Raw genomic sequence first — 23,686 nt, 5'->3', positions numbered from 1 at the left:
AGCTGTAGTGAAAAAACGCCGAGGCTGCACCTCGTCTCAACTTCTGCGTGGACCCCGGATCAAGTCCGGGGTGACGTTGGAAGCAAGCAGCTAATCCAACCTAATCATCAAACCCGACCAAAAAGCCCGGCTCATAAAAATATTCTTCCAGGTTTTCGCCCGGTCCGCCCCGGTCGATCACCACAAAATCGCTGGTCTGCTCCAGAGTGGTGAGCACCCCATGCCAGCACCCCATCTTTAAATTGATGCCCTGACCGGATTGGGTGAGAAATGCCAAGGGTGTACCTGGCGTGCCATTTTCATCTGGCGCAACAATCACCAAAAAGGGTCGTTTGGTCATTGGGATAAAGGCTTGTGAACCCAGCGGATGCCGTTCCACCATTTTGAGATGCAATGGAATATCATAAGGCTTGCCGCGGAAAATATTCACCAGCGGACGCGGTTCAACGCCCCCCAGTTCCACTGTCGCCAGATCATTATAGCGGGTGCACATGCCATTATTGATCGGAAAGTGCTCGGCCTTATCCAGATCGATCACTTCGCCAAATGGCGCAAAAGCTTCAATACTCAGCGGCTTGATGGGGATGAAAGGAACTTCCATTTACGCCCCCAATGTCAGTTTCATATGCCGATTAACATCTTTGTAGAGCAGGTAGCGGAACGGCTCCGGTCCGCCCGCATAGCAGGCTTGCGGGCAAAAGGCGCGCAGCCACATAAAGTCGCCTGCTTCCACTTCCACCCAATCTTCATTCAGCCGATAAACCGCCTTGCCCTGCAACACATAAAGCCCATGTTCCATCACATGGGTTTCGGCAAACGGGATGCTGCCACCCGGCTGAAACGTCACAATATTCACGTGCATATCGTGCGCCACATCATTGGGGTCAACAAATCGGCTCGTTGCCCAAGCGCCATCTGTGTCCGGCATGGGGATTGGATCGTGATTTGTTTCATGGGTCACAAAACTTTTCGGCGGCGCGATGCCGCCAACGGCTTCATACGCTTTGCGAATCCAATGAAAACGCAGCGGCGCGTCTGAATTGTTTTGCAATTGCCAGGCCGCGCCTGCTGCCAGATAGACGTATGAGCCTGCGCTTAGCTGATGCGTGTCGCTATCAAGAACCAGCTCGCCTGCGCCATCGGTCACAAACAAAACGCCTTCAGCCGCTTGATCTGGCTCCGGCTTTTCGCTCCCGCCTCCGGGGGCGACTTCCATCACATATTGGGCAAATGTTTCGGCGAAGCCGCTCAAGGGGCGCGCAATAATCCATGCGCGGGTTTTGTCCCAGTGCGGCAGGTTAGAAGTCACAATATCGCTAAACACACCTTTGGGGATTACCGCGTAACAATCGGTAAATTTTGCGCGGTCCGTCAGCAATTGCGTTTGCGGCGGCAAGCCACCTTTCGGCGTGTAATAATTGCTCATCTATTCCTCTTCAAACATATCTTTTAGCCGCAACAGCGCAATGCGCTCCACTTGCTGGCACGCCGTTGTGAATTCTTGATCGCGCTCATGATGCACGCGCTGTTGAAACTGTTCAAGGATCTGATCCTTGTTGAGCCCTTTTACCGCGATGATAAAGGGGAAGCCAAATTTGGCCGTATAGGCTTCGTTCAACGCAGTGAAAGTGGTGCGTTCTTCATCGGTGAGTGCGTTCAGCCCGGCGCTCGCTTGTTCTTTGGTGGAGTCAGCGGTCAATCGCTTTGCCGCGGCCAGCTTGCCTGCCAAATCTGGGTGGGCGTTCAACACTTTTAGTCGCTCGCTCTCCCGCGCTTTTCTAAATTGCGCCGCCAGCGCCGCATGCACCCCGGTGGCACAATTATGCGCTGGCCCCATCTCCGCCTCAAAAGCGCGTTCCGCGATCCAAGGCGAATGCTCAAACACACCGCCAAACTGATCGACGAAGGCTTTGCGGCTCATTTTGAACACATCAAATATTGGCGCTGCATAGGGGTGATGCTCCATCCAATGGCGGGCGATATCAATGCGGCGCGGCACCCACACATCGGGCTTGGATTGGATATAGTCGAGGAAACGCCTGAGCGCCATAATCCGCCCGGGGCGGCCAATCAGCCGACAATGCAAGCCGATATTGAGCATCTTCGGCGCACCCGCTTCGCCTTCGGCATAAAGCGCATCAAAACTATCCTTGAGGTAGGTGAAGAACTGATCGCCGCTGTTAAAGCCCTGCACCGCGGCAAAACGCATATCATTTGTGTCCAGCGTATAGGGGATAATCAATTGCGGTGCTTGTGCGTCGCCCATCGGTGCGCGCCAATAGGGCAAATCGTCGGCATAACTGTCCGAGACATAATCAAAGCACCCCATTTCCTGGGTAAGTGCTACGGTGTGGTCCGAGCAGCGCCCGGTGTACCAGCCTTTGGGATATTCGCCTGTCGCCTCATAATGCAGCTGGATCGCTTGCTTCATATGATCGCGTTCTTCGGCTTCGGTGAAGTCCTTATATTCGATCCATTTCAACCCATGCGACGCTATTTCCCAACCCGCCTCCTGCATGGCGGCCACTTGTTCGGGCGAGCGCTTTAGGGCTGTCGCAACCCCATAAATGGTCAGCGGCAGATCAAATTGGGTGAACAGCTCATGCACGCGCCAAAACCCAGCCCGTGCGCCATATTCATAGATTGATTCCATGTTCCAATGGCGTTGCCCCTGCCATTGCTGCGCGCCGACAATTTCGGATAAAAACGCTTCAGATGCCTTGTCTCCATGCAGCAGACAATTCTCGCCGCCTTCTTCATAATTGAGCACAAATTGCACCGCGATTTTGGCGCCGTTCGGCCACTTAACGGCAGGCTTGCGGCGGCCATAGCCGCGCATATCCCGTTCGTAGCGCTGAGGATGTTGCGTCATTTTTCCCTCAATATCTTGCTATTGATTGGCCATTGGCGAATGGCATTTATCCATGCACTATGCATGAAGCGGTGATTTGCGCCTAGGGGGAAATAGGCGCGGCAATCAATTTTTTGACCAATTGTTAAAAATTCTTGACAAAACGCCCGGAAACACTGCTAAAATACACCAATTGGGGGAGAAGAATTATGGCTTCAGGCAAACTCACAACACATGTGTTGGACACATCGCGCGGCTGCCCGGCAGCGGGATTGCAACTCTGCCTTTTCGAGTTGAACAATGGCGCCACGGAAAAAGTGTTGGACACGCGCACAAATTCCGATGGGCGCGTGGATCATCCGCTTATGGAAGGGACATTGAAAACCGGCACCTATGAGCTGCGCTTTATGGTGGCGGAATATTTCAAAGCGCAAGGTATTGAAGAGCCGCATGGCGCATTTCTGGATGAGGTGCCCGTTCGTTTTGTGATCGCTAAACCCTGCCAGCACTATCATGTGCCGCTTTTGCTGTCGCCCTATGGCTATTCCACCTATCGCGGGAGCTGATATTGGATTTTGATTCAAAGATTTCTTTTTGGCTGAACGATGAAAAAATCGAGCTGGATAAGCTCAAATCAGACCAAACTTTACTTGATTTTTTACGGCTTGAAAAAACGCTCCGCGGTACCAAAGAAGGGTGCGCTGAAGGCGATTGCGGTGCGTGCACCGTGCTGGTGGGACGGCTGAAAAAGGGCAAGCTGCGCTATCAGGGCGTCAATGCCTGCATCAGCTTTGTCGCCAGCTTGCATGGCACCCATATCGTCACGATTGAGCATCTGAAAAGCGATCAGGGACTACATCCCATCCAGCAAGCCATGGTCGAGCATCATGGCTCCCAATGCGGCTTTTGCACGCCGGGCTTTGTCATGTCGCTTTACGCCATGTGGATGGAAAATGCCGCGCCAACCACAACTGAGATCGAGGAAGCGCTGCAAGGCAATCTCTGCCGCTGCACCGGCTATCAACCGATCGTCAAAGCTGCTCGAAATATCGCTAAATTTGGCAGCCTAGAGCAGGATTTCCTGGTCAAAGAGCGCCAGCAAAATATCGGCCGTCTGCAGGCGTTGGAAAATGATACACCGATCGCCATATCGCAGGGCGACGATCAAGTCTTTGTGCCCAAAACCAAGGCGCAATTGGCAGAGCTTTATGCTGCCCACCCGGACGCGACTTTGGTAGCCGGAGCCACAGATGTCGGCCTCTGGGTCACCAAATTTATGCGCCCCATCTCCCCATCCATCTTTCTGACCGCACTCAATGATTTTGACGCGGTCGAGGAAAAAGACGATCAGCTGATCATTGATGGGGGTGTGACCTACACCGACTTGCTGCCGCTGATTGATGAAAAACTGCCGCAACTCAGCACCTATTGGCGACGCATTGGCGGCGCCCAGGTGCGCAATATGGGCACCATTGGCGGCAATATTGCCAACGGCTCCCCCATTGGCGACACGCCACCGCCGCTGATCGCTCTCGGCGCAACCATCACCCTGCAAAAGGGCGAGGAAACCCGCCAGCTGCCACTGGAAAAATTCTTTATCGACTATGGCAAGCAGGATCGGACGCCCGGCGAATTTGTCGCGCAGATTCAGGTGCCGCTGCGCAAACCCGAAGCGCATTTCGCCACCTACAAAATTTCCAAGCGCCGCGACGAAGATATTTCGTCTGTCGCTGCTGCCTTCTATCTCGAAATGGACGGCGACAAGATTGGCACCTTGCGCATCGCCTATGGTGGCATGGCGGGCGTGCCCAAACGCGCCACGCATGTGGAAGCAGCGCTGAACGGCAAGCCGCTCACCCGCGACACATTTGAAAACGCGCTCAATGCTTTCGATCAAGATTTTACGCCGCTCACCGATATGCGCGCAAGTGCCGCCTATCGCCAGCAAGTGGCAAAAAATCTGCTGCTGCGCTTTTTTGACGAGCATTTTGGTGAGGCGGAGAGTTTAGATACATTGCGCCAAGCCGCATTGGTGGAGGTGAACTGATGAGCCAAAAGCAATCTGCCCTCGGCCCAAAACCGCACGAATCCGCCCATAAACATGTGGCCGGTGCCGCCGATTATCTTGATGACATCAATGAACCGGCGGGCACGCTGCACGCCTATATCGGCCTCAGCACCATCGCAGCAGGCACCATTGAAAGCATGGATTTCACTGATGTGTTGGCGCACCCGGACGTGCTCGGCGTGCTCACGGCCAACGATATTCCGGGCGAGAACGATGTCAGCCCAACGGCGCTGCATGATGATCCGATCTTTGCCGACAAAGAAGTGCAATTTCTCGGTCAACCCGTCTTTGCCGTGATCGCCACCCACCGCGACGCGGCGCGTCGTGCGGCGAAAAAAGCCAAGATCAGCTATCGAGAAAAACCCGCCCTCATCGATATTCGCGCCGCCGAAAAAGCGGGCGGAAAATTTGTGACCCCGTCACTGACTTTGAAAAATGGTGACGTGAAAGCGGCGATGGAAAAGGCCCCAATGCGCCTTAAAGGCGAAATGGAAATTGGCGGTCAGGATCACTTCTATCTGGAGGGCCATATCGCCATGGCCATTCCGGGGGAAGACGATACGGTCAAAGTCATCTCCTCCACTCAGCACCCTTCCGAAGTGCAGCATATGGTGGCCCACGCGTTGGGCACGCACCAACATGCCGTGAATGTGGAAGTGCGGCGCATGGGCGGCGGCTTCGGCGGCAAGGAAACCCAGGGTGCTTTGTTCGCCTGTGTCGCGGCCATCGCGGCGAAAAAATTTAAGCGCGCGGTGAAAATTCGACCGGATCGCGACGATGATATGGTGATGACCGGCAAGCGCCACGATTTCCTCGCCACTTATGAGGTGGGCTTTGATGAAAGCGGCAAAATTCATGCGCTGGATGCCGACTTTGCCGCCCGCTGCGGCTTCTCAGCTGACCTGTCTGGTCCGGTAACGGACCGCGCGCTATTCCATGCGGACAATTGCTACTTCTTCGAAAATGTCGAGCTGCGCTCGCGCCCATTGAAAACCAACACCGTCTCCAACACCGCCTTTCGCGGCTTTGGTGGTCCCCAGGGTATGATTGGTGGTGAACGGGTGATTGAAGAGATCGCCTATAAGCTGGGCAAAGACCCGCTGGAAGTGCGCCGCGCCAACTTTTATGGCCCCAACACCGGCAACACCACGCCTTATCACCAGATTGTCGATGACAACATCATCACCCAGGTGGTGGACGAGCTGGAAGAAAGCGCCGACTATCAGGTCCGGCGCCAAAAGGTGCTGGCGTTCAACAAATCCCACAAAAACCTGAAGCGCGGTATTGCGCTCACCCCGGTTAAATTCGGCATTTCCTTCACCGCCACCTGGTACAATCAGGCGGGCGCTTTGGTGCACATCTATAAGGATGGCTCCATCCTGCTCAATCATGGCGGCACGGAAATGGGGCAGGGGCTATATTCCAAAGTGGCACAAGTGCTGGCGGACGAATTGCAGGTCGATCCGGCCCGCGTCAAAGTCAGCGCCACCCGCACCGACAAAGTGCCCAACACCTCTGCCACCGCCGCGTCATCCGGCACGGACTTAAACGGCATGGCCGCCGCCGATGCGGCGCGGCAATTGAAGGCACGGCTGGTGCGGTTCGCCGCCGACAAGTTCCAAATCGAAGAAGCGGACGTGAAGTTCGGCTATGAGCATTTGGATTGCGCCGGCAAACAAGTGCCGTTCGAAGAACTGATCGCCGCCGCCTATATGGAGCGCGTGCATCTGTCCGCCGCCGGGTTTTATAAAACCCCCGAGATTCACTGGAACCGGGAAACCGGGCGCGGCACGCCGTTCTATTATTATGCCTATGGTGCCGCGGTATCCGAGGTCGTGATCGACACGCTCACCGGCGAATATTTTGTGGACCGCGTGGACTTGCTCCATGATGTGGGCAACTCGATCAATGAAGGCATCGATATGGGTCAGGTCGAGGGCGGATTTATTCAGGGCATGGGGTGGCTCACCACCGAAGAGCTTTGGTTCTCCGATAAGGGCGAGCTGAAAACCCACGCGCCCTCCACCTATAAAATCCCGCTGGCGTCCGACCGGCCCCGCACCTTCAACACCAAGCTGGTCACATGGTCGAAAAACGAAAAGCGCACCATCAAGCGGTCAAAAGCAGTGGGCGAACCACCCTTTATGCTTGCCATTTCGGTGCTGGAAGCCCTTTCCATGGCAGTGGCCAGTGTGGCCGACTATAAAACCTGCCCGCGCCTTGATGCCCCGGCCACCCCGGAGCGCATTTTGATGGCGGTGGAAAGGCTGAAGGGACAGCGCTGATGGGGGCGATTTCCACTTGGCAACAATTCTGGGCGCTGGCAAAGGGCGAGGCCATTCTGGTCGAGATCTTGGCCATCAAAGGCTCCACCCCGCGCGATATGGACGCGAAAATGGTGGTTAGTGCGTCAGAAATGTTCGGCACCATTGGCGGTGGCCAGGCCGAATATATGATGATGGACGAAGCCCGCAAAATGCTGCGCCAGGGCCAGGATCATCGCGAGATCGAGTTGCCGCTCGGCCCCCAAATCGGCCAATGCTGCGGCGGTCATTTCACCTTCTCTCTGCGTCGTCTCGATGCGCGCGCGGCCCAAATTTTCGAACAGAATTTACGCGACGAAGCGGATGCCCACACACCAATCTATATTTTCGGGGCAGGCCATGTGGGCCGCGCTTTGGCGCAAGCGTTAAAGCCGCTGCCGTTCAATCCGATCCTGATCGATCAACGCGCCGAAGAATTGGCCAAAATAGACGGCATTGAAAAACGCCTCAGCCCGCTGCCTGAGGCAGAATTGCGGGCCGCGCCAGATGGGGCAGGCGTGGTGGTGGTGACCCATGATCACGCCTTGGACTTTATGATCGCGGGCGAAGCCTTGGCCATGAACCGCTTTTTCTATGTCGGCATGATCGGCTCAAAATCAAAGCGCAACACATTCCGCTCCTGGTTGGCCGATGCCTATTCAGATGCTTCATTTGATCAATTGGTGCTGCCCATAGGTGGTGCCAAAGTCAAAGATAAACGGCCCGAAGTGATCGCGGCGTTGGTGGCGGCAGAATTGATTGAACAACAGCCGGCGAATGCACAGAACGCCAAGGTGAATTTGGGGGGCGAATATGCCAGATAGTGCAATTTTTTACGAATGGATCGCCTTTGGCGTGCGCTGGTTGCATGTGATCACCGCCATCGCCTGGATCGGCTCCAGCTTCTATTTCATCGCCTTGGATCTGGGCCTCAAGCCCAACCCGAAACTGCACAAGGGCGTGCGCGGCGAGGAGTGGCAGGTCCATGGCGGCGGTTTCTACCATATTCAAAAATATATGGTCGCGCCCGAACATATGCCCGAGCATCTGATCTGGTTTAAATGGGAGGCCTATACCACCTGGCTCTCCGGTTTCGCCCTGCTCGCCATTGTCTATTATGTCGGCGCGGACCTTTATCTGATCGACCGCAATGTGATGGATATGGGCGTGCCGCTCGCCATCTTCCTGTCGGTCGCCTCCATCGCCGGGGGCTGGATCATTTATGATCTCCTGTGCAAATCCCCGATCGGCAAAAGCGAGACGGGCCTGATGGTGCTGCTGTTTGGCGTGCTGGTCTTTATGGCTTGGGGCTACACCCAAATATTCACCGGTCGCGCCGCGCTGCTGCATTTGGGCGCCTTCACCGCCACCATCATGTCGGCCAATGTGTTCTTCATCATCATCCCCAATCAAAAAGTGATTGTGGCGGATTTGAAGGCCGGTAAAGAGCCGGACCCAGCCTTGGGCAAACAGTCGAAACAGCGCTCGGTGCACAATAATTATCTCACCCTGCCGGTGATCTTTTTGATGTTGTCGAACCATTACCCGCTGGCCTTCGCCACCCAATATAATTGGGTGATCGCGTCGATGATCTTTTTGATCGGTGTGCTGATCCGTCATTTCTTCAACACCAAGCATGAAACCGGCAAGTCATTGAGCTGGACTTGGTTTGTCTCGGCGGTGCTGTTTATTCTGATCATGTGGCTCTCCACCAATCCAAAAATCTCCGGCCTCACCGAAGATAAGATGGCCACACTCAACGCCGCGCCTTTTATGGCGTCCGCACAATTTGAGGAAGCGCGCGACACGGTGATGGGCCGTTGCTCCATGTGTCACACCGAAGAGCCGGTGTGGGATGGGGTGCATCAAGCGCCGAAAAATGTCATTTTGGATAATGACCAGGCCATTGCCGCCCACGCCAAGGAGATTTATATCCAGGCTGGGCGCAGCCACGCCATGCCGCCGGGCAATGTGACCTACATGTCAGATGAAGAGCGCGAGCTCCTTGTGGCATGGTATGAAAGCGTAAATCAGTAGGACCGATCAATATGAGTGAAAAACTAGTCCGTGGGCGCTTGCTGAGCTTCTGCGCGAAACCGCAGGCGCGTGATGATGACAGCGCCTATCGCTATATTGAAGATGGCGCTCTGCTGGTGCGCAACGGCACCATTGCCGCTATGGGCAGCTTTGATGAAGTGCGAACGCAGGCGGACGAAGGCGTGCAAATCGACGACTACCGCGGCAAGCTGATTATGCCCGGCTTTATCGATCCGCATATGCATTTCCCACAGATGCAGGTGCTGGCGTCTTATGCCGGGTCACTGTTGGAATGGTTGAACACATATACCTTTGTGGAAGAGCAACGCTTTAGCGATTCCGTACATGCCGCGCGGATCGCAGACCATTTGATGGACGAGTTTATCCGCAATGGCACCACCACCGCCAGTGCCTTTTGTTCGGTACATCCCGGCTCGGTTGATGCCTATTTCACCGCCGCCTCCCACCGCAACATGCTGATGTTGGGCGGCAAGGTGATGATGGACCGCGAAGCGCCAGAAGCGCTCACTGACACGCCACAATCATCCTATGACGACACAAAAGCCGGCATTGAAAAATGGCACGGGCTGGGCCGCAATTATTATGTGATCACCCCCCGCTTTGCCATCACCTCCACGCCGGAGCAGTTGGAGGCCGCAGGTGCCTTGGCGAAAGAATTTCCAGACCTGCACATTCAAACCCATTTGAATGAAAACAAGAACGAAATCGCCTTCACCAATGAGCTCTATCCTGAAGCAGGTGATTATTTCGGCATTTATGAGAAATATGGTTTGGTGGGCGACAAATCCCTGTTCGGCCATTGCATCCATATGAGCGATCGCGAACGCGACGCGATGTTTGACACAAACTCAGTCGCCGTGTTCTGCCCTACTTCAAATATGTTTATCGGCTCCGGTCATTTTGATTGGCAAAATATGGAAGGCGATCAAAAACAGGGCCGCATTGGCTTGGCCACCGATATTGGCGGCGGCACCTCGATCTCTATGCTGCGCACCATGGATGAGGGCTACAAAGTGTTGCAATTGCAAGGCCAGCGCCTGCCGCCGCTGGTCAGTTTTTATCAGGCCACTTTAGGCAATGCCGAAGCCCTCTCACTGCAAGACCGCATAGGCACCCTTGCGGAGGGCAGCGATGCCGACTTTATCGTGCTCGACGCCACAGCAACCCCAGTGATGAAACTCCGCATGGAAACGGTCTTCGATCTGGAGCAAGAGCTTTTCTTGCTGCAAACCATGGGCGACGACCGCGCCATCGTAGAAACCTACATCGCGGGTGAAGCGCTGAAGTCGAAGCTGGGTGGTTAGCACAAAATCCTGACGCTTCCGTCGCCATTCCCGCGTAGCCTTCCGGCGCGAGGAGAAAAATGCCGGGAATTCAGGTAGGAATATCGGAACAGCAATGAATTGTTGCTTTTCAACTTGACTCGCGCCTAACTGGATCCCCGGGTCAAGCCCGAGGATGACGCTACGGCGCATGATCACACTCCACCGTCATTACCGGACTTGATCCGGTAATCCATGCAGCCCTAAATGTTGCGCGGGTGCGCCAGTCTCTTTGCGCTCAAACTACCTCATTTCACAAAATCAAACGCATCCACATCAAACAACCCATAGTCGGTCATCTTCAAATGCGGGATAACGGGCAGCGCCAAAAAGGCCACCTGCAAAAACGGTTCAGGCAGAGTGCACCCCAAACCATGTGCCGCATCGCGCAGCTTCTCCAACGCATGGGCCACTTCTTCAAACGGCAGCTCACTCATCAGCCCGGCTATGGGCAGCGCCAGTTCCGCCAAAATCTTACCCTCATGCGCCACGCAAAAACCGCCGCGCATGTCGATAATGCGGTTGGCAGCGGCGCTTAGATCGTCTGGGTTGGTGCCCACCAAAGTGATGTTGTGGCTGTCATGGCCCACCGACGAGGCAATCGCCCCTTGTTTCAGCCCGAACCCTTTCACAAACCCATGGCCAATATTGCCATTCTTGCCGTGCCGCTCCACCACGCTTACCTGAATGGCGTCCTGTGCCGTATCTGGCTGCAAAATGCCGTCCTCGCGCGGCAACACGCCCTCTTCACGATAGGTGAGGATCAGGCCGGGCTTCACCCCCATCATCGGGGTCAGGTTTTTGCCCTCACTGGCCGGCACTTTAAACTGATCGGGGCTGGTCTTTTGCGCCTTCATCGACTGAAGACCAATCGGCCCAAGCGAGGGCCGCGCTGCAAAAGCGGCGTCATTCACCAACTGGCCGGATTTGATCACATCGCTCACCGCGCATTGCTCCAAATCATCCAGCAACACAATGTCCGCCAGCCAGCCCGGGGCGACAATACCGCGATCATCAAGGCCGAAAATCCGCGCTGCCGAATGGCTCGCCGCGCGATAAACATGATGCGTCGGGCACCCTTTGGCGATCAGGCGGCGGATCAAGCTGTCCAAATGGCCTTCTTCATGAATATCCAGCGGATTGCGGTCGTCTGTACATAGCGCCATAAAACTGGAGCTTTCCGCGGTCAGCACTTCCGCGAGTGCATTCAAATCTTTCGACACAGAGCCTTCGCGGATCAAAATCGCCATGCCTTTGCGCATCTTTTCCCGCGCTTCATCGGCTGTGGTACATTCATGGTCGGTACGAATTTTTGCGGCCAAATAGCCGTTCAAATCATCGCCGCGCAGCAGTGGCGCGTGGCCATCAATATGCCCATCCTGAAACGCCAACAGCTTGTCGAGCACCTCATCATTGGTGTTGATCACGCCGGGGAAGTTCATAAATTCCGCCAGGCCGATCACGCTTGGATGGTCGCGATAGGGCAGTAAATCCTCAATCAGCAATTCCGCACCAGATGTTTCAAACGCCGTGGCGGGCACGCAGGAGGAAAGATTGACCTTAATGTCCATCAGGCTGCGTTCTGACGCATCGAGAAAATATTTGATTCCGTCCGCGCCCAGCACATTGGCAATTTCATGCGGGTCGCAAATGGCGGTGGTCAGCCCGTAAGGCAACACACAACGGTCGAACTCCATCGGCGACACCAGCGAGCTTTCAATATGCAGATGGGTGTCAATAAACCCCGGCACGGCAAAGCGGCCTGCCCCGTCAATTTCGCGATCGCCTTCATAAGTGGAATGAGTGCCCACAATCCGATTGCCGACAATAGCAATATCGCTGGTGGTAATCTCACCGGTGATGATATCGAGCAGGCGCACATTTTTGATCACCAGATCCGCTTTGCGCTGGCCTGCGCCCGCTTGGATCATCCTGGCCAATTCCGCCTTGTTCATCACCATTCCCCCAGCATATTATTTTTATCTTTTGGTCAAATATTATAGCGGTTTCAGCGCCAATAGAAAAGGGCGGATCAAATGACCCGCCCTCAAATCATAAAAAGCTATTCAGCCTTATTGCGGCAATTGATCGTCAACGCCTTCAACATAGAAGTTCAGGCCAAGCAATACGCCATCTTCGGCCACTTCGCCTTCTTCAAGCCAAACAGAACCGTCTTGCTTGTTCACAGGGCCAGTGAATGGCTTCAACTCACCTGAAACAATGGCAGCCTCTGTGGCTTCCGCCATGGCTTTAACATCGTCTGGCATGTTGGTGTATGGCGCCATTTCAAGAATGCCTTCTGCTAAACCATCCCAGGTTGACTGGCTTTCCCATTCGCCATCCATCACGTCTTGCACGCGCTTGATGTAGTAAGCACCCCAAGTGTCCACAATCGCAGTCAATTGTGTTTCTGGGCCGGCTGCAATCATGTCAGAAGCCTGACCGAATGCTTTGATGCCACGCTCTGCTGCCACCTGCATTGGTGCAGTGGAGTCAGTGTGCTGGGTCAAAATATCTACGCCTTGGTCGATCAGGGCCTTGGCCGCATCGGCTTCTTTACCTGCATCAAACCATGAGTTCACCCAAACCACTTTTAGTTTGAAATCTGGGTTCACGCTTTGGGCACCCAGTGTAAAGGCGTTGATGCCTTGCACAACTTCTGGAATTGGGAATGACGCAATATAGCCTGCCACGCCCTTTTCGCTCACTTCCGCTGCGATCTGGCCAAGAATATAGCGGCCTTGATAGAAGCGTGAATTGTAGCTGGTCACGTTTTCAGCTGTTTTATAGCCAGTGGCGTGCTCAAACTTCACGTCTGGAAAGCGCTCGGCAACAGCCATGGTTTGATCCATAAAGCCAAAGCTGGTGGTGAAGATCATTTCACAGCCAGAGCGGGCAAACCGTTCGATAACGCCTTCCGCCTGTGGGCCTTCAGCCACGTTCTCAATGAACGGAGTTTCGATTTTGTCACCAAAATGCGCTTGCAATTCTTGGCGGCCAATATCGTGCGCCTGTGTCCAGCCGCCATCAGTTTTTGAGCCAACATACACAAAGCACACTTTCATGGGATCTTCTGCAAGTGCAGAAGCCGCCATGCCAAGCGACATTGCGGCAACGCCAGCAAGTCCAATCAGCAGTTTCTTCATCTCTACCTCCAATGTTTGACCCGGCAACATGCCGAAATCTTTTTGTTTAACGGTCGGGCACAAACGGCCGACCAAGCATTGCGGGCGTGTTGATCAATGTCGCCCGAACATTCTGTGAAATCAGCACCAGCACCACAATAGTTGCCAAAAACGGCAAAGCCGTGAGCAATTGTGAGGGCACTGCAATTCCCAACGCTTGCGCGTGTAATTGTCCAATAGATACCGCACCAAACAAATATGCGCCAGCCAAAACCCGTGCTGGTCGCCAAGAGGCGAACACCACAAGCGCCAGGGCAATCCAGCCGCGGCCAGCAGTCATGTTTTCCACCCATTGCGGTGTGTAAACCAGCGACAAATGTCCGCCAGCCAAACCCGCACAGGCACCACCAAACATCACAGCCAAATAGCGATAACGCAACACAGGAATGCCCAAGGCGTGGGCCGAATGATGGTTGTTGCCAATCGAACGAAGTGTTAGCCCGGCGCGGGTGCGAAACAGAAACCAGCTTACCGCCACAACCAGCAGGATTGAGAGGTAAAAAATGGGGTCTTGTCCAAAAATGACAGGGCCAACAAGGGGAATATCTGTCAAAATGGGGATGTCTAAATTGCCCATTTTTTCTCCGGCTTGGCCGACAAACTTTTCGCCCATCAAGCTGGATACACCCAAACCCAAAATCGTCAGCGACAAGCCTGTCGCAACTTGGTTTGCGGCCAATGTCAGCGTGAGAAACCCAAATAGCAGCGAAGTGAGGGCGCCCAACGCGATCGCGGCAAGTATGCCAATCCAAGGGTTGCCCGTAAGGTTGGCAATGACAAAACCGCCCACGGCCCCCATCACCATCATGCCTTCAACACCAAGGTTCAATACGCCGGAGCGTTCCACCACCAATTCGCCAATGGCGGCGATCAAAAGCGGGGTTGCCGCGGTGGCAATGGTCAACAAAATGGCTTCTGTCATGCCCATTATGCGGCTCCCTTAGTTGCAGCGCCAAAACTGAGGCGGATTTTGTAAAGAATGAGCGTGTCGCAAGCGAGCACGAAAAACAGGATAAGGCCTTGGAACACCCGGGCGATCTTGTCTGAAAGCCCAAGGCTGATCTGCGCCGCTTCGCCGCCCAAATAGGTCAGAGCCAGAACCAGTCCGGCCACAATTGCGCCAATCGGGTTCAACCGCCCCAAATAGGCAACGATGATGGCAGTAAAGCCATAGCCGGGTGAAACCGTGGGACGCAATTGCCCGGTGGCCCCGGCCACTTCAATTATACCCGCCAGCCCCGCACAGCCACCGGCCAGCAAAAAGGCAAAAAAGATCATCTTTTTGGAATCAAATCCCGCAAATTGCGCCGCTTTCGGGCTGGTGCCGATCACCTTCACCTCAAAGCCTTTAAGGCTTTTTGCCAACATCACACCCAAGGCAATGGCGACCACAACGGCGATGACAAAGCCCCAATTGGCGCGGCCATCTGCTGGGAACATTTCCGGGATACGGGCCCATTCATGAAAGCGACGTGATTCGGGAAAGTTCAATCCTTCCGGGTTCCGCCAAGGGCCGCGCACGATCCAATCGAGCAACATTTGCGCCACATAAACCAGCATCAGGCTGGTGAGGATTTCATTGGTCTTAAACTTGGCCTTCAACAAAGCCGGGATAAAGCCATAAAGCATGCCGCCCAAAATGCCGAAAATCAGCATCAAAGGCAGGATTAAAAAGTTCTGCACATCCGGGAGTAAGATCGGCAGCGCGGCGCCAAAAATTGCACCGACAATCATTTGCCCCTCGGCGCCAATATTCCAATTGTTCGATTGGAAGCAGATGCAAAGCCCCGCCCCCATCAAAATCAATGGCGCGGCTTTGATCAAAAGCTCATGCACGCTCCACATTTCGGAAACAGGTTCGATAAAGAAGGCATATAGCGCCCGGTCTGGCGCTTTGCCCAACGCCGAAAACATAATCGCCCCGGCGATCACCGCTAAAACCAACCCCAACAATGGCGACAAAAAGCGCATGGCGGGGGCAGGGGCGCTGCGTTTAATCAGTTCCAATCGCATCAATGTGCCCCTTCCGCTGGCGCAAATACGCCTGTCATTTTTAAACCAACTTCATTGCGGTTGGTTTTTGCTGTCGGGACAAAAGGAGATAACTCGCCCTCGGCCATGGTGGCCAGACGGTCAGAAATCTCAAACAGTTCGTCCAGATCTTGTGAGATCACCAAAATAGCCGCGCCAGTGGCCGCGAGGTCGATCAGGTTTTGCCGCAACTGCGCCGCAGAACCGGCGTCTACACCCCATGTCGGCTGGTTCACGATCACCAATTTTGCCCCAGCCATCACTTCACGTCCGAGCACAAATTTCTGCAAATTGCCACCTGAGAGCGACATGGCAGGCGGATCATCATTGCCTTTGCGCACATCAAACATTTCGGTGATTTTGTCTTTGAGCTTGCGCGCGGTGCCATGGCGCACAAACGGCCCGGTTTGCAAATCATCCTCAAGCCCATGGCGGGTCAGCACCACATTGTCAGATAAGCTCATTTCTGGCACAGCGGCATGGCCCAGCCGTTCCTCAGAGACAAACATGGCGCCCTTTTTGCGTCGCTGCAAAATTGACAAGCCACCAACGGGTTCACCATCAATTTGCACCATATCGGGTGCTGTGGTCCGTTCACCGGAAAGCACGGCAAATAGTTCGTTCTGCCCATTCCCCGCAATGCCGGCAATGCCGGCGATTTCGCCGGTACGGACACTAAAATTAACGTCCTTCAAGCTGGTTTCAAAACCTGTCAGGCCGGTGGCCGAAAGCCCGGTCACTTTCAATATCACTTTGGCGTCGTCGCTGCCTGTGGCCCGTGGGGCAATCTCATGAATATCATCCCCAACCATCATCTTCGCCAAACTTAACGGCGTTTCATTTGCGGGGATGCAGTCGGCCACCACTTCGCCATGGCGCAAAATCGTTGCGTTCTGGCAAAGTGCCTGCACTTCGGCCAACTTGTGAGAAATATAAAGAATGGCAGTGCCTTCATCAGAAAGCCGCCGCAACACTTTGAACAAATCTTCCGATTCCTGCGGGGTGAGCACCGAGGTCGGTTCGTCCAAGATTAACAATTTTGGCTCTTGCAGCAAGCAACGCACAATTTCCACCCGCTGCCGTTCGCCCACCGACAAATCGTGAATGCGCGCACCCGCCTTAAGCGGCAGCCCATATTCTTGCGATACGGCTTCGAGCCGCTTGGAAATGTCAGAGAGTTTTTGATCTTTCGGCATCGCGAGGGCAATATTTTCTGCCACCGTTAGCGCATCAAAAAGAGAAAAATGTTGGAAAACCATGCCAATGCCCAGGGTGCGGGCTTCTGCTGGGTTGGCAATATTGACCTTTTGGCCCTGCCACAATATTTGGCCCTCGTCTGGCTGCAGGCTGCCATAGAGCATTTTCACCAAAGTTGATTTGCCGGCGCCGTTTTCGCCCAGGAGCGCATGAATTTCACCCGGCATGATCGAAAGGTCGATCCGATCATTGGCTTTGAAACTGCCATAATATTTGGAAATGCCGTCAAGCTGAAGCAGATGCTCCGCGCTTTTTTGCGTCATGTGATCCCACCCAAATTCCCTCGTTGGGTGAGATTATGACGTTTTCATGTTTTTTGCGCAAGCGCATTGAAAACAATTGTGGATAATTTGACCAAATGGCAAAAGATTGTTCGGGTTTTAAACCTTATATCCGATCCGCAAGCCACCCCAATGTTGCCCTTCAATATAGATCGGCACCGATGCATCTTTCATCAACACGAATTCGCCATTGCCCATATCCCGACGATAGGTTTGCACCAAAAATGGTTTAGTGTTTTGTCCAGCCGCCAGACCTGTGCGATCATCAAAAATGCGGCGATTTCGGCAGTTGGCCGCATTCCATTCCGGATCATTACCTTGCGGTTGCGAATAGACCACATTGTGGGTGGGCAAATAGCCGTTTACGTCAACAGCCGCGCTGAACACAATGCGTGGGTCTGCCTGTTGCACCTTTTCAAAAATGGGCTGCCAGTGCCGATCAGTCCAATCCACATATTCGGTAAAATATTGCGTCGGGTTGGTATGTGGGATTTGCTTATATTGCCGATCAAACGCAGCACGGGGGCGCAATGTCCCTTGGTGTATGGCGTCCTGCATCATCGCCTCGATGCGTCGGGCAGCTTTCTCGCCCAGACGAATAATTTTGGTGTCGCCAGTCTCCACGCCCGATTGAGCAATAAACACCATCAGATCCTCGGAGATATCCAAAATGGAATCTGAACGCGACTGCAACTTCTCCAGCTGGCGTTCAAAATGCTTCACACTCTGATCAAGGCTACTGAGTTCTTCATTGATCGATGTTGATGCCGCAATATTCTCCTCCACCGGAGCGCGCAACAAATCGATATCGTGCACCAATTTCGACACACTTTGCGAAAGGCTGGTGAGTTGGGCGCTGGCCTCTTGCGCCGCAGCCGTCTCATCAATGGCTTGGGTGGCGGTCTGGGCGCTGATTTGGCTGCGTTCCTGCAAGCCGCTCAGCACACCAACCAACTCTTCCAAGCTCTGGGCGTTCTGGTCGGCAAAGCCCTGAATTTGATCGGCAAGTGTTTTCACCGAAGCGGCGATCACTGCAAAACCGCGGCCCGCATCGCCCGCCCGCGCGGCTTCCACGCTGGCATTGAGTGATAGAAGCTGTGTTTCACGCGCAATCTGGCCAATGGCGCGGCTGGCCACGCGCACTTCCTGCACATTGCCGTCAACACTTGTGAGGCTTTCTTTCAAATTGAGGCTATTGGCACTCAGCTCCTGCATCCGATCACTATTTTTTGTGATCGTATTTTGAATTTGGGCGGTGTTCGCGGTGAGTATCTCTTGCGCCTGTTCAGCAGATTGTGCCGCTTCGGCCATCGAATTGGCCATCTTGGTGCTGGTCGACAGCACCTGATTTGACGTGCGGGCAACCGTGCTGATATTTTGCGCTTGCTGCACACCAAGGGCGGCCAACTCGCTGGCCACACCGTTGACATCGGCAATCTCAATGCCCAGCCGTTCAACCCGATGGCCAATATCCGCCATGGTCTGGTCGTCGACTTGGTTCGAGTTCATTTTTGCTGTCGCGCTCACCATAAAGGCTTTCTCCCCCGCACATGCACGCGGCAGTGTAATGCAAGAGTGGTAACGAAACGTTTACGTTAATTAATCTTAAATAAAAAGGCCGCCTCATGGGCGGCCTTCTTTTAAATTCAACGGCTTAGTTGCCTCAAGAAAAGATCATCAATGGCTTTTCCAAAAGTGATTTCACCCGCTGGATGAACACTGCAGCGTCATACCCATCCACCACACGGTGATCGAAGCTGGACGACAAATTCATGATCTTGCGCGGCACGAACTTCTCGCCATCCCATTTTGGCATGGTCATCATTTTATTGACGCCCACAATTGCCACTTCCGGGTGGTTGATGACCGGCGTGTTCACCACGCCACCCAGGGCCCCGAGCGAAGTGATCGTGATCGTTGAGCCGGTCAGCTCCTCGCGCTTGGCGCTGCCATCCTTGGCCGCCTGTGCCAAACGCGCGATCTCTTTGGCGCTTGACCAGAGGCCGTGATTTTGCGCATTTTTCACCACCGGCACCATCAAGCCATTATTGGTCTGTGCCGCGATGCCCATATGCACATGCTCAAACTGATGCACCACGCCCTTGTCATCGTCAAAATGGGCATTGATACCGGGCTGCTCGGAAAGGGCTGTCACCATGCTCTTCATCAAAAACGGCAACAGGCTCAGCTTTGTCTGATCCTCTTCCTTTTGTGCATTCAGGCTTTGGCGCAAGCCTTCCAGCTCGGTCACATCAATTTCTTCCACATAGGTGATGTGCGGTATGCGGGCATTGGCCACGCTCATCTTTTCCGCAATCAGGCGACGCAGGCCCACCACTTTTACATCCTTTGTGGGTTCATCGCCGGTGCCCGCATAGGGCGCAGCAGGCGTTGATGCGGCAGCGCCGCCGCCTTTGGCCTGCTGGCTCAGCAAATATCGGTCCAGGTCTTCATGGCTGATGCTGCCTTCCGGGCCAGTACCAGTAAATTGCGACAGGTCCAGATTTAGGAACTTGGCGCGATTGCGCACAGCCGGTGCCGCCAGCACTTTTTCGCCAGAGGTGCGCGGCGGCAAGACTTCGGCCTTGCTGTCGGCCTCTGGCGTTGCGGCGGGCACAGCGCCTGGTTTTTCTTCCGGCGTGTCGTCTTTTTCAATCACATGAATGTCGGCATCATGCGCGCCGCTTTCGCCGTGCAATGTGGCCAGCTTTACAATCTCGGACCCAACCGAAACCGTGTCGCCAACTTCCGCGCCCAACCAGGTGATTTCGCCTTGAACCGGTGAGGGAATTTCAACTGTGGCTTTGTCGGTCATCACCGCGCCCAGCACCTCATCTTCAGCGACCATGTCGCCGATTTTGACATTCCACTCGACGAGCTCAGCTTCGGCCACACCTTCACCGACATCCGGTAGTTTGATCACATAGCTGCCTTTGCCGCTGCCTTTTCCAGAATCGTCTGACGGTGCGGTGGCGTCCTCAGTTTCAGCAGGCTTTTCCGCCGCGTCCTCGGTTGGATCAATCTTGGCGTCGCTGGTGTCATCTTCGTCACCAAGGGTGGCCAGTTTCACAATCTCCGATCCAACGGAGACCGTATCGCCCACCTCGGCACCCAGCCAGGTGATCTCGCCTTGCACGGGGGAGGGGATTTCCACGGTGGCCTTATCAGTCATCACCGCGCCGATCACCTCGTCTTCCTTGACCACATCGCCAATTTTAACGTGCCATTCCACCAATTCAGCTTCGGCCACGCCTTCGCCCACATCGGGCAGTTTGATAATATGCGTACCCATTATTGTGCCTCCACAACGCGTTTCAGCGCCTTGCCAACTCGTTTCGGGCCGGGGAAATAGTGCCATTCCTGCGCGTGCGGATAAGGTGTGTCCCACCCCGCTACCCGCAGCACCGGCGCTTCTAAATGTTTGAAACAGTGCTGCTGCACCAGCGCGGTCAATTCAGCGCCAAAGCCGGAGGTCAACGTCGCCTCATGCAGCACCACGCAGCGGCCGGTTTTTTGCACGGAGTTGACAATCGTGTCCAAATCCAACGGCAACAAAGAGCGCAAGTCGATGATTTCCGCATCAATATTGTTTTCCCGCGCCGCGGCCTGCGCCACATAAACCATGGTGCCATAGGCCAAAATGGTCACATCCATGCCCGTCTCCACCACATTGGCTTTGCCAATCGGCACCGTGTAATGGCCTTCTGGCACCTCGCCCTTTTCGTGCTTGGCCCATGAGGTCACCGCATTTTCATGGTGACCATCAAACGGACCATTATAAAGCCGCTTCGGCTCCAAAAAAATCACCGGATCATCATCTTCAATCGCCGCGATCAACATACCTTTGGCGTCATAGGGATTGGACGGGATCAGGGTTTTCAACCCGCTCACATGGGTGAAAATCGCTTCGGGGCTTTGCGAGTGGGTTTGCCCGCCAAAAATGCCGCCGCCCGTGGGCATGCGGATCACAATCGGCGCTGTGAACTGCCCGTTGGAGCGATGCCGAATGCGCGCCGCTTCCGAAACAATCTGATCATAGGCCGGCAACACATAGTCGGCAAACTGAATTTCAATGCAGGGCCGCTTGCCATAGGTCGCCATGCCAATGCCCGCACCCACAATGGCGCTTTCATTGATCGGCGCATCAAAGCAGCGATGCCTGCCATATTTTTCCTGCAGGCCCTGGGTGCAGCGGAACACGCCGCCGAAATAGCCCACATCTTCGCCGAACACGACCACATCTTCGTCCATGCCCATTTTCACATCCATCGCATCGCGGATGGCTTCAATCATCGTCATACGTGCCATGGTTTACGCCTCAAATTCCAAACGTTGACGGACCAGATGATCGGGCATTTCTTTATAAACGCCCTCAAACATCTTCTCAGGATCGGGGCCTTTGCCGCGATTGAGCGTGCCATATTTCTCGGCTTCTTTTTGCACCGCGATCACTTCGCTTTCAATTTCAGCCATCGCCTGGGTGTGTCGCTCTTCAGACCAAGCGCCTTTCTTGATCAGGTGCAGCTTCAACCGCTCCAGCGGATCCCCCAAGGGCCATGCATCGCTCTCTTCTTTCGGGCGATAGGCAGAGGGATCATCAGAGGTCGAGTGGGCGGCCACGCGATAGGTGACCCATTCAATCAGGGTCGGACCAAGATTGCGCCGCGCCCGTTCGGTTGCCCATTTTGAGGCGGCCAGCACCGCCAGATAATCATTGCCGTCCACACGAAGCGACGGGAAACCATAACCATGCGCACGCGCCGCAAATGGCGCATTACGCCCACCGGCCAAGCCGTTAAAGGAGGAGATGGCCCATTGGTTGTTCACAATATTCAGCACCACTGGCGGTTGATAGACAGAAGCAAACAACATGCCCGAATGGAAGTCTGTTTCCGCAGTCGAGCCATCGCCGATCCAGGCCGATGCAATCTTGTCATCGCCAGAAATGGCAGAGGCCATGGCCCACCCTACAGCTTGCACATATTGCGTGCCCAAATTGCCGGAGATAGAGAAAAAGCCATGGTCCTTAAAAGAATAAAGGCACGGCAATTGGTGCCCGTCCAAATTGTCTTTTTCGTTCGAATAGATCTGGCAGATCATATCAAACATAGAGCACCCACCGGCAATCAACAGGCCTTGCTGCCGATAGGTGGGGAAATTCATGTCGCCTTTGCGCATCATGCGCTGAAAGCCGGTGGCAATCGCCTCTTCGCCCAAACATTGGGTGTAAAAACTGGTTTTGCCTTGCCGCTGCGCCGTCAGCATCCGCGCGTCAAACACACGGGTTTTCATCATATCTTTCAGGCCGCGCAACAGGCTTTCATCATTCAGATCATCGCCCAAAAACTCGGCCCAAGGACCAACCGCCTCGCCTTTGCGGCTCAACACCCGCACAATGGAATAGGCCAGGTCGCGCATAACTTCGGGTTTTGTGTCCACAGGGGGGCAGTCGACAGCCCCAGCCTTGGGCACTTCAATATAGCTGAAGTCCGGCGCGTCGCCCGGGCGTGTGGGCGGCTCGGGAATGGAAATAGATAGCGGGCCGGTGGCTTCCGGCATTTTATCGTCAGACATGATAATCTCCTCCGGCACTCAAAGTGCCTGGCATCGCGCGCAATATGACCGAACGCGGTACTGTATGGTTTGGGGAGATTGGTCAGTTATGCTGACTTTATTTTAAACCCTAGCTCCCCCCAATTATGCATATATTGGCACAAGCTTTGCGCAGTTTCTCACTAAAATACAGCTTGAACTATACGCTCATTAGCGATTAATCTCAATATAGATGTCGTTTTTGGAGAAAAAATGAAGCTCGACGCTATTGATCGTAAGATTGTTACCATTTTGCAGGAAGAAGGGCGCATGCGCACCAACGAGCTTGCGGAAAAGGTCGGCCTGTCGCCAACCCCCTGCGCGCGCCGGGTGGTGTCGCTGGAAGATCGGGGCGTGATCACCGGGTACACGGCGTCGGTCAATCAGGAAATGCTGGGCCTGCCCATCTCCATTTTCGTTTCCGTCGAGTTGGACAATCAACGCGCCGAAGCGCTGCAGCTTTTTGAAAAAGAAGTGCAGACTTTTGATGAAATCATGGAATGTTTCATCATGACCGGCAGTCAGGATTTTTTGATGCGCGTGGTCGCGGCAGATCTGGGCTCCTATGAACGGTTTTTGCAGGAAAAACTCACCCGCGTCCCCGGCATCCGCTCCATCCGCTCCCGCTTCGCCCTCCGTCGCATCATCAAACGTGATCGCTTGCCCAATCTCACATAGTTGCCCCGCCGCTCTTGTAATGTCGCGGCGCTCCCCCATTTAACAAACCACGTTTAATTG

At 54.4% G+C, this 23,686-nt stretch carries 19 protein-coding genes; 7 read left to right on the top strand and 12 right to left on the bottom strand.

What is annotated here, in order from left to right; translation table 11 throughout:
- Positions 1 to 100 precede the first annotated feature (100 nt).
- From MXMO3_RS00645 to puuE, 3 genes are read right to left on the bottom strand one after another with little or no spacing between them, the layout of a single operon-like run.
- Positions 101 to 601, bottom strand: coding sequence for an ureidoglycolate lyase (locus MXMO3_RS00645; protein WP_117394616.1), 501 nt, complete (start codon positions 599 to 601; stop codon positions 101 to 103).
- Positions 602 to 1,426 carry a bifunctional allantoicase/(S)-ureidoglycine aminohydrolase gene (locus tag MXMO3_RS00640; RefSeq protein ID WP_117394615.1) on the bottom strand — a complete coding sequence of 275 codons (825 nt, stop codon included), beginning with the start codon at positions 1,424 to 1,426 and terminating at the stop codon, positions 602 to 604. It abuts the gene before it with no gap.
- A complete protein-coding gene (puuE, locus tag MXMO3_RS00635; protein WP_117394614.1) occupies positions 1,427 to 2,872 on the bottom strand; it encodes an allantoinase PuuE in 1,446 nt (481 codons plus the stop codon). It abuts the gene before it with no gap.
- Positions 2,873 to 3,060: 188 nt separating this feature from the next.
- Between puuE and uraH the strand changes: the two genes are divergently transcribed.
- Genes uraH through guaD form a run of 6 tightly spaced genes read left to right on the top strand, consistent with a single transcriptional unit; the run spans position 3,061 to position 10,584 of the window.
- The gene (gene uraH / locus MXMO3_RS00630; RefSeq protein WP_036223017.1) at positions 3,061 to 3,417 is read left to right on the top strand and encodes a hydroxyisourate hydrolase; all 357 of its coding nucleotides are present in this window, start codon (positions 3,061 to 3,063) and stop codon (positions 3,415 to 3,417) included.
- Positions 3,417 to 4,898, top strand: coding sequence for a xanthine dehydrogenase small subunit (xdhA, locus tag MXMO3_RS00625; protein ID WP_425462139.1), 1,482 nt, complete (start codon positions 3,417 to 3,419; stop codon positions 4,896 to 4,898). Before uraH ends, xdhA begins: the two co-directional genes overlap by 1 nt.
- Positions 4,898 to 7,204, top strand: coding sequence for a xanthine dehydrogenase molybdopterin binding subunit (gene xdhB / locus MXMO3_RS00620; RefSeq protein WP_117394612.1), 2,307 nt, complete (start codon positions 4,898 to 4,900; stop codon positions 7,202 to 7,204). Before xdhA ends, xdhB begins: the two co-directional genes overlap by 1 nt.
- Positions 7,204 to 8,046: a xanthine dehydrogenase accessory protein XdhC gene (xdhC, locus tag MXMO3_RS00615; RefSeq protein WP_117394611.1), complete on the top strand. Its 843-nt coding sequence runs from the start codon at positions 7,204 to 7,206 to the stop codon at positions 8,044 to 8,046. Before xdhB ends, xdhC begins: the two co-directional genes overlap by 1 nt.
- On the top strand, positions 8,036 to 9,259 hold the full coding sequence (locus MXMO3_RS00610; RefSeq protein WP_117394610.1) for a urate hydroxylase PuuD: 1,224 nt from the start codon (positions 8,036 to 8,038) through the stop codon (positions 9,257 to 9,259). Before xdhC ends, MXMO3_RS00610 begins: the two co-directional genes overlap by 11 nt.
- 11 nt (positions 9,260 to 9,270) lie before the next feature.
- Positions 9,271 to 10,584 carry a guanine deaminase gene (gene guaD, locus MXMO3_RS00605; RefSeq protein ID WP_117394609.1) on the top strand — a complete coding sequence of 438 codons (1,314 nt, stop codon included), beginning with the start codon at positions 9,271 to 9,273 and terminating at the stop codon, positions 10,582 to 10,584.
- 266 nt (positions 10,585 to 10,850) lie between these two features.
- Here the strand turns inward: guaD and ade are convergent, their stop codons facing one another.
- The 9 genes from ade to MXMO3_RS00560 all read right to left on the bottom strand — a co-directional run bounded on the left by ade (position 10,851) and on the right by MXMO3_RS00560 (position 22,930).
- Positions 10,851 to 12,557: an adenine deaminase gene (gene ade / locus MXMO3_RS00600; protein ID WP_205468052.1), complete on the bottom strand. Its 1,707-nt coding sequence runs from the start codon at positions 12,555 to 12,557 to the stop codon at positions 10,851 to 10,853.
- Positions 12,558 to 12,674: 117 nt separating this feature from the next.
- Positions 12,675 to 13,748, bottom strand: coding sequence for a BMP family ABC transporter substrate-binding protein (locus MXMO3_RS00595; protein ID WP_117394607.1), 1,074 nt, complete (start codon positions 13,746 to 13,748; stop codon positions 12,675 to 12,677).
- Positions 13,749 to 13,794: 46 nt separating this feature from the next.
- Positions 13,795 to 14,715 carry an ABC transporter permease gene (locus tag MXMO3_RS00590; protein WP_027835672.1) on the bottom strand — a complete coding sequence of 307 codons (921 nt, stop codon included), beginning with the start codon at positions 14,713 to 14,715 and terminating at the stop codon, positions 13,795 to 13,797.
- Positions 14,715 to 15,800, bottom strand: coding sequence for an ABC transporter permease (locus MXMO3_RS00585; RefSeq protein WP_027835671.1), 1,086 nt, complete (start codon positions 15,798 to 15,800; stop codon positions 14,715 to 14,717). Before MXMO3_RS00585 ends, MXMO3_RS00590 begins: the two co-directional genes overlap by 1 nt.
- On the bottom strand, positions 15,800 to 17,338 hold the full coding sequence (locus tag MXMO3_RS00580; RefSeq protein WP_117394606.1) for an ABC transporter ATP-binding protein: 1,539 nt from the start codon (positions 17,336 to 17,338) through the stop codon (positions 15,800 to 15,802). The genes MXMO3_RS00585 and MXMO3_RS00580 overlap by 1 nt, the downstream gene beginning before the upstream one ends.
- A 117-nt stretch (positions 17,339 to 17,455) precedes the next feature.
- On the bottom strand, positions 17,456 to 18,886 hold the full coding sequence (locus tag MXMO3_RS00575) for a methyl-accepting chemotaxis protein (RefSeq protein WP_117394605.1): 1,431 nt from the start codon (positions 18,884 to 18,886) through the stop codon (positions 17,456 to 17,458).
- Positions 18,887 to 19,019: 133 nt separating this feature from the next.
- Entirely contained in the window at positions 19,020 to 20,648 is a 1,629-nt protein-coding gene (locus MXMO3_RS00570) for a 2-oxo acid dehydrogenase subunit E2 (protein ID WP_117394604.1), read from the bottom strand.
- Positions 20,648 to 21,664 carry an alpha-ketoacid dehydrogenase subunit beta gene (locus tag MXMO3_RS00565; RefSeq protein WP_027835668.1) on the bottom strand — a complete coding sequence of 339 codons (1,017 nt, stop codon included), beginning with the start codon at positions 21,662 to 21,664 and terminating at the stop codon, positions 20,648 to 20,650. Before MXMO3_RS00565 ends, MXMO3_RS00570 begins: the two co-directional genes overlap by 1 nt.
- A 3-nt stretch (positions 21,665 to 21,667) precedes the next feature.
- Positions 21,668 to 22,930, bottom strand: coding sequence for a 3-methyl-2-oxobutanoate dehydrogenase (2-methylpropanoyl-transferring) subunit alpha (locus MXMO3_RS00560; protein WP_162889076.1), 1,263 nt, complete (start codon positions 22,928 to 22,930; stop codon positions 21,668 to 21,670).
- Positions 22,931 to 23,161: 231 nt separating this feature from the next.
- Here MXMO3_RS00560 and MXMO3_RS00555 point away from each other — a divergent pair, with 231 nt between their 5' ends.
- The gene (locus tag MXMO3_RS00555) at positions 23,162 to 23,626 is read left to right on the top strand and encodes an Lrp/AsnC family transcriptional regulator (RefSeq protein WP_117394603.1); all 465 of its coding nucleotides are present in this window, start codon (positions 23,162 to 23,164) and stop codon (positions 23,624 to 23,626) included.
- The last annotated feature ends 60 nt before the right edge of the window (positions 23,627 to 23,686 follow it).

This window comes from Maritalea myrionectae (assembly GCF_003433515.1).
In the GTDB taxonomy this organism is placed as follows: domain Bacteria; phylum Pseudomonadota; class Alphaproteobacteria; order Rhizobiales; family Devosiaceae; genus Maritalea; species Maritalea myrionectae.
This window is presented reverse-complemented; position numbering and strand designations above follow the sequence as displayed.